Origin of the sequence: Martinezella tropici (genome assembly GCF_003287875.1) — a bacterium.
GTDB classification, from domain to species: domain Bacteria; phylum Pseudomonadota; class Alphaproteobacteria; order Rhizobiales; family Rhizobiaceae; genus Rhizobium; species Rhizobium tropici_C.
In genome coordinates, this window is sequence record NZ_QMKK01000052.1 from 1 (window position 1) to 15,013 (window position 15,013).

The following is a 15,013-nucleotide window of genomic DNA, read 5'->3' on the forward strand; positions in this document are numbered from 1 at the left end:
CAGGACACGCAGAACGCCGTGTCTTCCGGCCTGCGCATCTCCAAGGCTTCCGACAACGCCGCTTATTGGTCGATCGCCACCAGCATGAAGTCCGACAACGGCGCCATCGGCGCAGTTTCCGACGCTCTCGGCCTCGGCGCCGCCAAGGTTGATACCGCTTCGACGGCCGTCACCAGCGCCATCGACATCGTCGGCCAGATCAAGGACAAGCTTGCCACCGCCATGGAAGGCTCGGTTGACAAGAAGGCTGTTCAGGAAGAAATCGGCCAGCTGCAGCAGCAGCTGCAGAGCGTCGCCCAGTCGGCTTCGTTCAACGGCGAAAACTGGGTCATGGCTGCGAGCGGTGGCTCCGCTTCGGTCGTCTCGTCCTTCATCCGCGGCACCAACGGCACCGTTTCGGTCAGCACGACCTCCTACGCCTTCAACGCCGGCGCAACCGGCAACGTTCTGTTCGGCTCGAGCGGCGGCACGATCGACACGACCTCGGGCATCCTGGGTACGTCGGATGCGTCGGTTGGCGCTTCGGTCTTCAGCCTCGACATCTCCAGCATGACGAGCGGCCAGATCTCCAGCGCCCTGAACATGGTTCAGACCGCTCTGAACTCCATGACCAGCCTCGGCTCGAAGCTGGGCTCCGTCTCCGCTCGCATCGATCTGCAGACGAGCTTCGCTTCCTCGCTCTCCGACTCGATCGAATCCGGCGTCGGCAAGCTGGTTGATGCCGACATGGAACAGGAATCGAGCAAGCTGTCCGCTCTGCAGACGCAGCAGCAGCTCGCCGTCCAGTCCCTGTCGATCGCCAACTCTTCGAGCCAGTCGATCCTGTCGCTCTTCCGTTAATAGGAAGAACCAACGCTCTGCGTTGGTCGATGGCAAGAGCCAAACCTTCGCCGCGCCTTCTCCGGAAGGCGCGGTTTTCATTTTGGCCAGGCGAATCGACGCCAACCGGTTCAGGACGCCTTTCCCAGGGCCACGGCAGCCTTTTGCCTGACGGCATCGACGAAACCATCGAACAGTCTCCGCATAGCCACCTGCTTGTAGGGGTAGACGATCGGATCATCCATGTCGTGGACCACCATGGCGACATCGAGCTCGAACACCAGCAGGCGTCCATCAGGAAGTTCGGCGCAATCGATGCCGAAATAATCAAGCTGGATACGGCGGCAAAGGGCGGCGAAGCTTTCCTTGTGGCGCACGGCGAAATCCTGATCGAAATTTTCCATCCATGCCTGTTCGACGGCGCGTTTTGCCGCGCTCTGCTCCATGCCGGCACTCAGATAATGCACGATCCAATGGTCCGAGAGCGCCATGTGGCTCGCGAACGCCTTGCCGTTAATGAACACGATGCGCTGCTTGTTATAATAGCCGTCGGAACCGCGAAAATCGATGAAGGGCGCGACGTAGAGTTCCGGAGCGGACTGGGCCTTCAGAAAGGCGGCAAGCTCGGTGGGGTCGGTGATACGTTCCATGCCGTTGCCGGCATGCGTGCTGATCGGACGCACGACGAGCGGGTAGGCTAGGCCCGGAGCGCAATCGTCCAGTCGCTTCGCACCCGTGACGACGGCCGTAAGATCGGCGTGCGATACCCGATAGGTGAAGGGCGAAAGAATGGAGGGCTCATTCGCCAGCATACCGCTGACGCCGTCGCGCGTCAGCCTTGCGATCAGTTCCGGATTGCGGTTCATCACCGGACCGTCGAATTTGGCAAGCAGCGTCTGCATATGGGCAAGAAGAGGGGCGTTTTCGGTCGATTCCCCGATCGCCATGAAGGCGACGTCATGCTCCGGCAGATCGGCGAGAGCAGATGTCTCAAGGTCGACATAGCGCAGCCACAGCATGCAGTCGCTGCCGGCCAGCAGAAAATCGAGCGGCGTATTGGCCATGAAATCGCCTTCGGTCACGAAAGCGAGTAGCCGCGGACCGGTCCCGTTGCCGTGGACGACGCAATAGTCGCGGCGCATCTGCACGGCGCTCTTCAGGATCTGGCGGGCTTCGTCGCCACGGCCGAGGGTTTGCAGGATGATCGCCATATCCAACAGCGCGGCAGCAGCGGTTGGATCCGCCGTCACACGTTGCATGAGTTCGTTCCAGAGTGGGGTCACGTCGTGACCGGCATAGACGAGAGAGACTATTTTCCGCATGCCGAGAATTCGGGCGTCGCCCGGCGTGTTCAGTAGGGCCGGATCGGCGATGGGGGCTTTGGTCATCAGCATTGCGGAAGATCCTGTTGGGAGCCGATTATCAAAACGCTCCGAACGAGCGCGTCGATATCCGTCTGTCGGGTACGGTGGTTTACGATCGCCGCGCGAATTGCCGGCTGACCGTTCAGATGGGTCAGGGACGGAGCGACGCGGCCTTCGGCGTGGAGACGCTCGACGATGTGGGAATTGACCGATGCCGGCACGGTTCCTTCGGCTCCGACATAGGCGAAGCAGACGATGTTGAGGGCGACGGGCGCGAGCAGTTTCAGCGCCGGCTCCTGCTCGATCCGCCATGCAAGCTCGCGTGCCAGCAGGCAATTGGCGTTCATTGCCTGCCCCAGTGCCTTGACGCCATAGGTTTTCAGGGTGAACCAGGTCTTCAGCGCCCTGAAGCCACGGGAGAGATCCGGACCGTAGTCGCAGGGCCACCAGTCGCCAGCGGCAAGTCCGGTCGCTGCGCGACTGAGATAGGCGGCATCCGAAGCAAAGGCTTGCCGCTGCCACTCGCTGTCTCGCACCAGGAGGAAGCCGGCATCATAGGGTACCTGACCCCACTTATGAAAATCGAAGGCAAGCGAATCGCAGGTTTCTATTCCCGCGAACAAAGGCGCAAGCTCCTCGCTGAGAACGCCAAGAGCGCCGAGCGCGCCGTCGACGTGAAAATGAAGATCATGGGTGTCGGCGATGCCGCGCAGGGCGGCGAGGTCATCGACGGCGCCAGTGTTGACCGTTCCCGCGCTGCCGATGAGGAGGAAGGGCGTGAAGCCTTCCTGTCTGTCGCGCAGGATCGCCTGCTCCAGCGCATCGAGATCGATCCGGCCGAGGGTATCGACAGGAATGCGCCGCAGCTGATCGCTGCCGATGCCGGACATTTCGAAGGCACGCGGAACGCAGCCATGCACTTCGCTCGACGCATAGGCAACCAGCCGGGATTCGGCGGACAGGCCGGTTGCGCGCACATTGCGTCCGAGCTTGCGGCATCTGGCGATCTGCACCGCAACGAAATTGGCCTGCGATGCTCCGGTCAGGAATATGCCGCCGGCCGTTTCCGGAAAGGAGAAGATCTGGCGCGTCCAGCGGATGATCTGGCGCTCGACCTCGATCGGCATATGGTCTCGTCCACCGAGATTGGCGTTCAGCCCGCCCGCCAGCATCTCGGCCAGCATGCCCGCGACCGTGCCGCCGCCCTGGACCCAGCCCATGAAGCCGGGATGGATATTGCCGCTGCCGTAGGGCAGGATGTTTTCCCGGAAGATCGCGTGGACTTCGGCCAGATCACCGGCCTCCACGGGCAACGGCGCATCGAACAGGGCGCGGGCAGAGGCGGGAGCATGTTGCCAAACCGGCTTCGGGCCGAGCGTCTGGAGATGATCGAACATGTCGTCAAGCATCTGATGGCCCTGTTTGCGCAGAGCCTGCCAGTCGTCCGGGTCGAGGCTTGTCCGCACGCGGCGATCATCCGCCGCTTGTCCGGCGTCCTGCAAACTGAACATCTCAACCTCGTCTATGGCCGGTCTTATCGACGCTGCCGTCGGAATGCCCTTGTAAAGAAGGGCGGCCGCTTTCCGCCCGACATCGGACGGATCGCTTCCATGCTACGACGCCCAAGATGGCGCGAGGCTGACTTGCGAGCCTCTAGGCTACCAGCCGCATGAATTCGTTAACTTTTGTTGGTGGCGTTAACCTTTTATTAACTCTAATGCTGTCAGTTGCAGCTAACGCAACGGTTGGTTAACCCCTCTTAAAAAGCGGTTAACAAGCATGAGGCTGATTGCCGTTCCCGGCCGCAGACCGGAATGTCCCTTCCAAATTCAGCCAAAAGGGGCACCTTCGATGACCAGCATTCTCACCAACGACGCGGCAATGTCCGCCCTTCAAACCCTGCGCGGCATCAACACGAGCCTGCAGGACACGCAGAGCCGCGTATCCTCCGGCTATCGCGTCGCCAAGGCAGCCGATAACGCCGCCTACTGGTCGATCGCGACCACCATGCGCTCCGACAACAGCGCGCTTTCCGCCGTCTCGGATGCATTGGGCCTGGGTGCTGCCAAGGTCGACACGGCCTATACGGCGATGGATAATTCCATCAACGTCGTGGAGCAGATCAAGGACAAGCTCGTCGCAGCAACCGAAAACAGCGTTTCGAAGGCTGATGTCCAAGAGGAAATCACGCAGCTTCAGCAGCAGCTGGAGAGTATCGCACAGTCCGCTTCCTTTTCCGGGCAGAACTGGATGTATGCGGTCAACGGCGCATCGGCCTCCGTCGTCTCGTCCTTTGTTCGCAACAACAATGGCACCGTTTCCGTCAACAGCACCAGCTACAGCTTCGACACCGGCTCGCAAGGCAATGTGCTGTTCGGCGCAAGCGGCGGTACGATCGATACCACCTCTGGCATTCTCGGTACTCAGCAGAATATCAACGGCACGTCCTATTCGGTCTTCAGTCTCGATATCACCAACATGACGGGTGGCGACATCGGCAAGGCCATGAACCTCATTCAGGGCGCCCTTAATGCCATGACGAGCACGGCCTCGCAGCTCGGTTCGCTTTCGACGCGCATCGATCTGCAGACGAGTTTTGTTTCCACGCTGCGCGACACGATCGATTCTGGCGTCGGCAAGCTCGTCGATGCGGATATGGAAGAGGAATCGAGCAGATTGTCGGCCCTGCAGACGCAGCAGCAGCTGGCCATCCAGTCGCTCCAGATCGCCAACACCAGCGCGCAGAACGTTCTCTCCCTCTTCAAGTGAGCCTTGACTGGAGCTTGCGTTAGGATGGCGCGGCGGCATTTCCCTCTTGTCGCCGCACATAAGCTTTTGATAACGTTGTCGCTGATTGATTTGCAGTCTTTGTGCAGGGTCCGGCCTTCGATCGCCTTCCGAACGAGAGCCGGGCTTTGCTTTAGCGACGGGCCGCGCTGGGATATTCCCCGCTGGTGGGCATGAGGCCAATCGTTGCTACCGGATCGGCCCGGTTTGCCAGTCCCAATGGAATTACGGATTCTCAGATGAGCAATGTGACGACGAATCATGCTGCGTCCGCGGCGCTGACCGTGTTACGCGGAATCAACAAGGATCTCGGTGTCGTGCAGCATCAGGTCTCGTCCGGTTATCGCATCGAGACGGCGAGCGACGATCCGACCTACTGGTCGATGGCGACCACCATGCGCTCGGATCGGAGCAGCCTCTCCACGATCACGGATGCGCTGGGCCTCGGCTCCTCCAAGGTCGACACCGCGTCCACCGCCATGGATACGGTCGTCAGCCTTTTGACGCAAATCCAGTCGAAACTGGTTTCGGCAAAGGAGGAGGGCACAAATAAGGATGCGATCAATTCCGATATTCAGCAGCTTAAGAATCAGCTGCAATCCGTTACCCAATCGGCATCCTTCTCCGGCGAAAACTGGCTCTACAACACCGACCAGCATCCCAACACGCAGCAATCCGTGATCAGCAATTTCACGCGCGGCGTCGGCGGCCAGATCAGCCTCACGACGATCGGCTATGACAGTTCTCAGACCCTGATGATCGATACGGCCGATGCGAGCCGGGGATTGCTGACGAAGAATGTCGATGCGAGCACGTTCGATACCTCCGGCGGCAGCACCACGGCCCGCAACTACTATCTCCTGGCTGCCGACGCCGGCACGGCGCCGGCGGGCGGAACGGAGATCGCGATATCGAGCAGCACGACGAATGACGAGTTGACCGACATGATCAATGTCACCAATTCGCTTTTGAAGTCCGCGACTTCGGCGGATTCGACGCTGGGTCTGATGAAATCGAATATCGACGACCAGTCCGACTATATTTCCAAGCTCAGCGACGCCGTCAAGAGCAGCGTCGGCGATCTTGTCGACACGAATATGGAAGAGGCGTCGGTACGGCAGAATGCGCTGCAGACAGCGCAGCAGATGGGTATCCAGGCACTGTCGATCGCCAACAGCATGGCGAGCAAGGTACTGATTCTCCTCCAGTCGAAATGATGGGCGCGCGGCCCGGCTCGGTCGGCCCTCGACCGGCAAGGCCGCCGCATTCATCCTCGCACAAGTTTGACTGCCTACGGTCCTTCGCAGTGGCATGGTTGCGCAATGTGCCGGTGACGTCAGTCATTTCCGGAAAGCGCAGCCCGAGGACGGAAACCGGAAGCGTGATGATCGACGTTTTGAGAATGGGAATGGAGCTGCCCTCAGCAGGCACCGACGCGCTGCGTCCTTCCGATGCGAGTGGGGAGATGCGCGCTTGAGCCTGGCACTATCCCGATATCTCAAGGATTTCAGCGCCGAACAGGCCCCCCCGCCGCCTGCGGAGGACGCAGCGTTTGCGGAGATGATGGAGTTTCCCGAAAGCCCGATCGAGCCGCCCGTCGATATCGAGGCCGAGCGCCGGGCCGCCTATGCGGAAGGACACGAGGCCGCGACGAGGGAACTGTCGCAGAAGCATCAGGCCGAGCTTGATACCGTGGCCGGTTCACATCAGGCCGAAATGGAGGCCTTGCGGATACGCTATGAAGAGCAGGCGGCCGAGAAGATCGCGGCTGGCCTGACCGGCATGGCCACGATGCTCGGGCAGGCGATCAGTGCTGAAACGGCAGCCATCCTTGCGCCGATCATGACCGAAACGCTGACAGCCAAGGCCGTTGCCGATCTTGCCGACCTGGTCAGGAGTGCCATTCTCGACGGCAGTGCCGGATCGATCTCCGTCAGCGGCCCGCATCATCTCTTCGAGGCTCTTCGCGCACATATCGGTGATGACGGCGCCCTCTTGCGCCACGTCGAGACGGAGGACGTCGATCTCACTGTCACCATCGGCGAGAGCGTCCTGGTGACCCGCATGTCAGCCTGGGCCGCTAGTCTGAAAGAGATTCTGAAATGAGCGACGGCGATCAAAATCACGGCAAGCACGAGATCATCATCGTCAAGCGCCACGGCGGCGGCGATCATGAGGCTGGCCACGGTGGCGCATGGAAGATCGCCTATGCGGACTTCATGACGGCCATGATGGCCTTCTTCCTGGTGATGTGGCTGGTCAACGCCGCCAACGAGGAGACGAAGGCCTCCGTCGCCTCCTATTTCAATCCCATCAAGCTGGCGGACGAAAAACCGACCGAGAAGGGGCTCAAGAAGCCCGTCGACCAGGCTGAGGGTGAAAAGAACCAGCAGAAATCGGATAAGCCGCAGGACAAGCCGAACGATGGCAAGTCTGCCAAGACCGGCGAGGATCTGACGTCGACCTCGGGCGACCAGACGAACTATTCCGAAGCCGATTTCTTCGAGAACCCCTATTCGGTCCTGGCGGAAATCGCACAGGAAGTCGGCCAGCAGGCCAATGTCAGCGCCAAGGGCGAGGGCGGTGCCGCTCAGTCCGGCCCCGCCACGGGCGCGGATGGCGGCCAGGCCTATCGCGATCCCTTCGATCCTGATTTCTGGACCAAGCAGGTTCGCGTTTCCAGCGCCTCGAAGAAGGCGAATGAGGAACAGTCCGCCAAGTCGGATCAAACGGACAAGGGCGAAGTGATCGCCCTGTCGAAGGCGACGGCTGCAGATACCGGCCAGCCGGCCGATCAGCCGCAGACGCCTGAACAGCAGCCGACGATAAGCGAGCAGCAGGCCACCGGCAAACGGCAGGAAAAGCAGACGCAAGCCCAGCAGATCGCCAAGGTCTCGGGGCAAAGCGACGCGCCGATGCCGGAAGACAATGCCGTCCTGCCTCAGGGTAAGGATGCGACGCCGACAAAGGCGCAGCAGCAGGAGGCCAAGGATCTGCAGCAGGCGATTCAGGCCGAGATCAAGGGTGTTGCCGGCCAGCTCGCCGAAGGGCTGCAGGTCAGCGCGGCCGAAGGCGGCGTGCTGGTTACGATTTCCGATCAGAGCAATGATCCGATGTTCAACATCGGCTCGGCCGTTCCGCGCCGGGAGATGGTGCTGGCGATGGAGAAGATCGGCAAGATTCTGGCTGCGCGCAAGGGATCGCTTCTGATCCGGGGCCACACGGACGGGCGTCCCTATATGGTCGGCGGTCGAAACGACAACTGGCGCCTGTCGCTCGATCGCGCCCAGAGCGCCTACTATATGCTGACCAGCGGCGGGCTGGACGAGAAGCGGGTCGTTCAGGTCTCCGGCTTCGCGGACCGACGGCTGAAGCTGCCCAACGATCCTTTCAACGATGCCAATCGCCGTATCGAGATCCTGATTGCCAATCCTTCGGACCAGGCCGTGAAGGAAGGGGTAAGCCCGGATGCGCAAAGCCCGGCCAAGCCCACTTCGGGGAAGGGCAAGTCCGGTCAAGGCAAGCAGGGCTAGTCCATGGCGCGCAAACAGCATCGTCATCACCTCGCGCTCACGCTCACCCTCGGCATATTGATGCCGGGGGCCGCGAGCGCCGAGGGACAGGACAACCTGCCGCTATACAAGATGCTGCGCTCGCTTGAATTCGTCCAGGATTCAGTCGCGGCGGGCGACAGCTCCGCCGGAGAGATGCAGCGCTTCCTGCTTGCCACCATCGATGAACGCTTGCGCAATGCCGATAAATCCGTGTTCGAGGACAACCGTAACGTCGATGCGGCGCTGATCTATGCCATGAGCGGCGGCAATCCCGAAACGCTCGAATATCTGATGTCGCGCGACCTCAACGGCAATTTCGACAATCGTGTCGCGGACGTGCTTAGAAAATATCTGAACGGCAAGGGGCTGCTGGTCGTCAATACGCTTGCCGACATCGCGAGGGAATATCGCGACAAGCCGATCGGTCCTTATCTCTCGCTCGTTGCCGGCAATGTCATGTCCGGCAAGAACGGCAAGGCGGCCCTGCAGCTTTACGATTGGGCACGCGTGATGGCGCCTGGTACGATCGTCGAGGAATCGGCGCTGCGGCGCTCTCTGGCCTTGTGCGCCGATGCGGGAATGGTGCCGGCCGGGCTTGATTATGCGCGGCGCTATACGAGGCGCTTTCTGCATTCGCCTTATGCCAGCCAGTTTGCCGACCTTTTCGTGCAGCTGGTGGTGGATCACGATTCCGACGTCAAGCAGCAGGACATCATCGACATCCTGTCCTTCATGGACCCTCCCAGGCAAAGGGAGATCTATCTGCGCATGGCGCGCCGGGCGGCGATCGCAGGCAAGGCCGATCTTGCCGCACTGGCGGCCAGCCGCGCCCAGGCGATCTCCGCCACCGACGGCGGTGACGCCTTCGGCGCGCTGGCCAACTTCTATGGCGGTGTGGCGGGCATATCCACGCCGGAGCTGAAGTCGGCGATCAACGATCTCAATCAGATGCCGGCAGGCGAGCTGAACGCGCGCGATCGTGCTCTGCGCGACGCCGCAAAGGCGGTTGCGCAGGAGATATTGCGCGCTCCCGATCCAGCAAGCCTCGGGCAAGCCAATGTTTCTAATCTGCCCAATCAACAGAATACTGAACACGATGCTGCTGTGACGAAGCAATCGGGAGGTCAATCTCCCGGCACGGCGGGTGTTGAGCAGGGAGCCTCGGCGAACGCGGCTCCCGCCCCGGAGGGAGGGCGGCAGGAGGCCGGTTCTTCGTTCGACGCATTCGTCACGACGAGCCGTTCGAAGCTGAATGCCATCGACGGCCTGTTGAAGCAGGAAAGTCATTGATCATGAACGACATCGGTGTCTCCAGCGCCTCATCGGGGGCGGATATTCTTGCTGCCGCCAAAGGCAACCGCTCCACGAAGCAGGATGACGGCAAGGGCTTTATCGATGCGCTGACCAGTTCGCTCGGCAACGGACGCAAATCTTCCGGCCCGAATGCTGGAGCGGATGCGGCGGCAAACGCAGACACGACAGCCGCCAACGATGCGGATGCCGTAAAGGCAGCAAGCGATCCCGGCTCGCTGGCCCTTTCCATCGATGAAGGCGCTAGTGCCGGAGCTGGAATGATCGATACCTCCGGAGCCAATCTCGCCAACCTCGCCGGCCTTACCAAGGGGGCAAAGCCATCCCAGGGTGCCGGCGCAGCTGCGCTCTCGAAATCGCTGATCGAACTGCAGAACGCGGTACCGGCGACGGAAGACGACACGGTTCCCGTGGAAGGCGATCAGACGGCGGCAGTCCCGGACCCGGCGACGCCGGCTGTCGGCACGAGCGATGTGCCGGCGCAACCGACCACGCTCGATCAGCTTGCAGAGCTCGCACAGCAATTGGCCGATCTCACGACGACCAACGGTCAAGCCACGCCAGTGAAGGGCGATGGCAAAGCACCCGCCGTGAAAAACGGGAAGGACGCGCAGTCGACGGATGATGGTAAGTCTACGCCGACGCAGGCGAGCCAACCCGCCAATACGATTTCGGATGCCTTGTCACTGCTGAATGTCCCGCAGCCCGTCGTCGCTGCACAGGCCGGCACAGCGCAGGCGACCAAGACGACCGACGATGCGAAGGTCCAGGGAATCCCGCTCGCCAAGGCGGCTGTCGCGGATGATGCATCGGATGCGGCGGTGACGCTGCCGGATGACGGCCAGGGGTCGGATGCCGCACAGACCTTCCGCCTGTCGCGGTCGGACGGTCGCGGCAGCGCGCTCGACCTGTCGATCAGCAAGAGCGGAGATGAGGCGGCAGACGTCAAGGTGGCGGCTTCCTCGGGCGGCGATACCCCGACGATCACAGTCCTGGATGCCCGCCGCTATCTGGGGCTTGCCACCAATACCAACTCGTCGCTCGTCGCAGGGGCGTTGGCGGGCGATCGTGAATGGTCGGCCGCGATGCAGCCGGGTTCGGCGCTTTCCAACGCCGCAAATCAGTCGAGCACGGGCAAGGTCGTCAACACGCTCAAGATCCAGCTGCGTCCCGACAACCTCGGCGACGTCACGGCCACTATGCGGCTTTCCGGAGATCAGCTGAGCGTCGACCTGAAAGTGCAGACGGGCGAGGCCTACAGGCAGCTCCATGCCGATCAGAGCCGCATGGTCGATGCGCTGCGCGCCCAGGGCTACCAGGTGGACAACATTACCGTAACCCTGGCCTCCAATGCGGATCAGCAGCCAGACAGCGGCCGCAATTCCGGGTCGAACCAGCAACAGTCCCTGTTGAACCAGGGACAAGGGGGCGACGCGCGTCCCAGGGGCCAGAACTATTCGGGACAGCAGGCAGATGGAAACAATGGCAATCGCAGTTCGGGTGAGCGCGGTGTTGAAGACGGCGCTGCTGGTGGCGTTCAGCGCTCTCGTTCCGGCGCCGTTTACCTCTGAAGCCTATGCGTCGGGAAATCCGGCGCCGCCGGATAATGGTGCGGCCGGCCTCTGCGAGCGCGAAATCCAGTCTGCTGCCGCGAAATATGGAATACCCGAAGGGATTCTCTATTCGGTCGGCTTGACGGAGACGGGGCGCAAGGGATCGCTCTACCCCTACGCCCTCAATGTCGAGGGGCGGCCGATCTTCCCGCCGTCGGAGGGGGCTGCCTTGCAGGTCTTCGCCGCGGCAAGGCAGAGCGGTGCAAAGCTTATCGACGTTGGCTGCATGCAGATCAACCAGTATTTTCACGGCGAAAACTTTACCTCGGTCGACGCAATGTTCGATCCGCGCAGTAACGTCGAGTATGCCGCGAAGTTTCTCCGCAATCTGCATGACAGGCATGAGACCTGGACGATGGCGGTAGCTAGATACCATGCCGGCCCGAACAATGACCCCGCCCAAAAGGTCTATGTATGCCGTGTGATCGCCAATCTGGTCGCCACCGGCTACGGCAAATGGACACCGAACGCAGCGACCTTCTGTCAGAACTAGACAACCTATAGGTTGTGTCGACCTTCCGGTTAGTCGGCGCTAACCCAACCGAAGTGGTTGACTGCCGTCGATTTGCCCAAAATGGGCTTGTTGATAATACGCTAACTAACAAGTTTTTTCTCGGTGTAAAATGCAATGCACCTACTACATCTAGTGCAAATCGCACCTCCAAAGTTAATCAATTATTAATTTCCGTCACTCATTTCCGACAGTTGTTCGTGATTCGCCCGATTCGTACCCATAGTTCATCGAAACACCACACTGATTCGGAGGCGGACGAATGATCGTAGTGGTTGATGAGCGAGAGCTCGTTAAGGACGGATATACATCACTGTTTGGACGCGAGGGCATCCCTTCCACGGGGTTTGATCCACGCGAATTCGGCGAATGGGTAACGACGGCGGCAGAGGGCGACATTGCTGCTGTTGAGGCTTTTCTGATCGGGCAGGGCCAGCACGTGCTGGAGCTTCCCAGGGCGATCCGTGATCGGACGGCGGCGCCTGTGATCGCAGTCAGCGACCAGCCCTCGCTGGAGGCCACCCTTGCACTCTTCGATTGCGGCGTCGACGATGTCGTGCGCAAGCCGGTGCATCCACGCGAGATTCTGGCCCGCGCCGCGGCGATCCGCCGTAGGCTGAAGGCGATCAACAACTATACCGATATCGGTCCGATTCGCGTCTTCGCGGACGGCCGTGATCCGGAAATCAACGGTTCCGTGTTCGCTTTGCCGCGCCGCGAGCGCCGCATTCTCGAATACCTGATCGCCAACCGCGGTCGCCGGGTGACGAAGACGCAGATCTTCAACGCCATCTACGGTATCTTCGACGAAGAGGTCGAGGAAAACGTGGTTGAAAGCCACATTTCGAAGCTGCGCAAGAAGCTGCGCAAGAAACTCGGCTTCGACCCTGTCGATTCCAAGCGCTTCCTAGGCTACTGCATCGACTGGAGCTGACGATCTCCGATCGGCATCCAGGATGCTAAACTCGCGAATAGGCCCGGGAATCATCCGATTCTCGGGCCTATCCTTTTGCATCGCGCCGGATCGTCATGACCGCGATAGGTTCGTCGTTCCTTACGATTTTCGCCCGCATCTACCGGCGATGAAGCTGCAATGCGGCGCTAGCGGATATGCTTTTCGCCATGATCGGCTTTTCGTCCTCTCAGACAGCTTCACGCAAGGCCCGCCACCTACTCTCAGTCGTATGAAGGATAACGAGGATTCCAGATGAGGAATTTCGGCAGCATGAAGACCGCATTTGCGGAAGTGGACGCACGGGCAATTCGCCTGGGCGCTGCTTTTGACCGCGCAGCCGGTGCGATGTCGTCTCATCCTGCGGCCGTGGAAGGGATGGGCGTGCTGCATATTCCGGCCGCCGGTCCCGATCTCCGCAGCAACGGTGTTCGCGTGTCCCAATCTTCCCGCAGATGGCCGTTCGCGGTTGGCTCAGGCGGCCATCCATACCGTGCCAACGACAATCGAGTGAACTTCGCCGGCCTTGCTCTGACAGGCTATTCCGACACTTCCGGCGCGCCATCGGCCATTCTGCGGCGCTAAAACGAACAGGGTATCGAGTCAGTCATGTCGCTCACAACAGCTCTCAATAACGCGCAGGCAATATTCAACAATACCGGCACGCAGAGCAGTGTCGTATCGAACAATATCGCTAACGACAGCAACACGAATTATTCGCGTCGCCAAGCGGTGGTGACCACGGACATGGCTGGCGCCCAGGTTGTGAAGATCGACCGCAGCAGCGAGCCGGCGCTGCAGAAGGCCTATCTCAGCTCGTCGTCATCGGATTCGGCCCAGCAGCTGCTTTTGAACGCCTACAGCAATCTTCAGTCGGCTACGCTCGGCGGAAATGACAATGAAATCGCTCCGGCGACCCTTCTTTCGGCGTTCCAGAAGGCGATGCAGACCTATTCCGGTTCTCCGTCCAGCACCACGGCGGCGCAATCGGCGATCAACGCGGCCCAGAGCCTTGTCACGTCGCTGAACAATGCGACGACTGCGGTGCAGGCCGCACGAACCGATGCGGACAAGCAGATCAGCTCCGACGTCAATTCACTGAACAGCCTGCTGAAGCAGTTCCAGGAAGCAAACGAGGCGGTGAAATCGGCGACGACGACCGCCGGACCGACGTCCAACGCCCTTGCCGACGCTCTCGACCAGCGCGATTCGATCCTGAACCAGATCTCGAAGATTGTCGGCGTGACGACGGTGACGCGCGGCAACAACGATATGGCGCTCTACACCACGAGCGGAACGACCCTGTTCGAAACCATTCCGCGCACGGTGACGTTTCAGCCGACAAATACCTATACGGCCGGCACGGTCGGCAACAATGTCTATATCGATGGCGTTGCGCTGACTCCAGGCCAGAGTGCGAGCACCACCGCGCAGGGCAGCCTCCAGGCGGCGCTGCAGGTCCGGGACGATGTTGCGCCGACCTATCAAAAGCAGCTCGATGAGATTGCGCGCGGTCTGGTGACGACGTTCGCCGAAACGAATAGCAATCCCGCAAAGCCGACCCTGCCCGGCCTTTTCACCTGGAGCGGCGGCACCGTTCCGACGGGTACTACCGCGGTCACAGGCCTGGCCGGCTCGATAGCCGTTAATCCGAAGTTAATCACGTCTCAAGGTGGCGATCCGACATTGCTGCGTGATGGTGGTATTAACAACAATGCCGCGACCGGCGAGACGGGTTATACGAAGAATACCAGCGGTGGCAGCGGTTATTCCACCCAGCTGGATGCCTTTATCACTGCGATGAATACGAAGATGGATTTCGATGCCACGGCCGGCTCCGATACCCGGGCCAGCCTCATGGATTATGCATCGAGTTCCATCGGCTGGCTCGAAGGACAGCGCAGCACGGCAACGACCGCGGCTGAAAACACATCCGCGGCACTATCGCGCTCTTCTGGCGCTTATTCGAATGCGACCGGCGTCAATCTCGACGAAGAACTGACGCTGATGATGGATATCGAGCAGTCCTACAAGGCTGGAACGAAGATATTGAACGCCGTCAATGAGATGCTTCAATCGGTACTGGATATTGCGAGCTAAGC

Annotated in this window: 13 protein-coding genes; 11 read left to right on the top strand and 2 right to left on the bottom strand. The window is 60.7% G+C overall.

Features of this window, described 5'->3' with window-relative positions:
* Positions 1-840 (top strand): flagellin (locus DQ393_RS24475; protein ID WP_112344294.1); only part of this gene is annotated, 840 nt, incomplete at its 5' end.
* 110 nt (positions 841-950) lie between these two features.
* Here DQ393_RS24475 and DQ393_RS24480 read toward each other — a convergent pair.
* Complete coding sequence (locus DQ393_RS24480; RefSeq protein WP_112344295.1) at positions 951-2,213, bottom strand: tetratricopeptide repeat-containing protein; 1,263 nt, start codon at positions 2,211-2,213, stop codon at positions 951-953.
* On the bottom strand, positions 2,207-3,694 hold the full coding sequence (locus DQ393_RS24485) for a pyridoxal phosphate-dependent decarboxylase family protein (protein WP_112344296.1): 1,488 nt from the start codon (positions 3,692-3,694) through the stop codon (positions 2,207-2,209). Before DQ393_RS24485 ends, DQ393_RS24480 begins: the two co-directional genes overlap by 7 nt.
* A 340-nt stretch (positions 3,695-4,034) precedes the next feature.
* Here DQ393_RS24485 and DQ393_RS24490 point away from each other — a divergent pair, with 340 nt between their 5' ends.
* From DQ393_RS24490 to flgK, 10 genes are all read left to right on the top strand, one after another.
* Positions 4,035-4,952: a flagellin gene (locus tag DQ393_RS24490; protein ID WP_112344297.1), complete on the top strand. Its 918-nt coding sequence runs from the start codon at positions 4,035-4,037 to the stop codon at positions 4,950-4,952.
* Between the two features lie 257 nt (positions 4,953-5,209).
* On the top strand, positions 5,210-6,187 hold the full coding sequence (locus DQ393_RS24495) for a flagellin (RefSeq protein WP_112344298.1): 978 nt from the start codon (positions 5,210-5,212) through the stop codon (positions 6,185-6,187).
* Between the two features lie 256 nt (positions 6,188-6,443).
* The gene (locus DQ393_RS24500; protein ID WP_112344299.1) at positions 6,444-7,076 is read left to right on the top strand and encodes a hypothetical protein; all 633 of its coding nucleotides are present in this window, start codon (positions 6,444-6,446) and stop codon (positions 7,074-7,076) included.
* Complete coding sequence (locus tag DQ393_RS24505; RefSeq protein ID WP_112344300.1) at positions 7,073-8,503, top strand: MotB family protein; 1,431 nt, start codon at positions 7,073-7,075, stop codon at positions 8,501-8,503. Before DQ393_RS24500 ends, DQ393_RS24505 begins: the two co-directional genes overlap by 4 nt.
* Before the next feature lie 3 nt (positions 8,504-8,506).
* Positions 8,507-9,814, top strand: a complete 1,308-nt coding sequence (gene motC, locus DQ393_RS24510) for a chemotaxis protein MotC (protein ID WP_112344301.1) — start codon at positions 8,507-8,509, stop codon at positions 9,812-9,814.
* Between the two features lie 2 nt (positions 9,815-9,816).
* Positions 9,817-11,406 (top strand): flagellar hook-length control protein FliK, encoded by a 1,590-nt coding sequence (locus tag DQ393_RS24515; RefSeq protein WP_112344302.1) that lies wholly within the window; start codon positions 9,817-9,819, stop codon positions 11,404-11,406.
* A complete protein-coding gene (locus DQ393_RS24520) occupies positions 11,348-11,941 on the top strand; it encodes a transglycosylase SLT domain-containing protein (protein ID WP_112344303.1) in 594 nt (197 codons plus the stop codon). Before DQ393_RS24515 ends, DQ393_RS24520 begins: the two co-directional genes overlap by 59 nt.
* A gap of 280 nt (positions 11,942-12,221) precedes the next feature.
* Positions 12,222-12,893 (top strand): transcriptional activator Rem, encoded by a 672-nt coding sequence (gene rem, locus DQ393_RS24525; protein WP_112344304.1) that lies wholly within the window; start codon positions 12,222-12,224, stop codon positions 12,891-12,893.
* Positions 12,894-13,184: 291 nt separating this feature from the next.
* On the top strand, positions 13,185-13,496 hold the full coding sequence (locus tag DQ393_RS24530) for a hypothetical protein (RefSeq protein ID WP_145644329.1): 312 nt from the start codon (positions 13,185-13,187) through the stop codon (positions 13,494-13,496).
* A gap of 24 nt (positions 13,497-13,520) precedes the next feature.
* A complete protein-coding gene (gene flgK, locus DQ393_RS24535) occupies positions 13,521-15,011 on the top strand; it encodes a flagellar hook-associated protein FlgK (RefSeq protein ID WP_112344306.1) in 1,491 nt (496 codons plus the stop codon).
* The last annotated feature ends 2 nt before the right edge of the window (positions 15,012-15,013 follow it).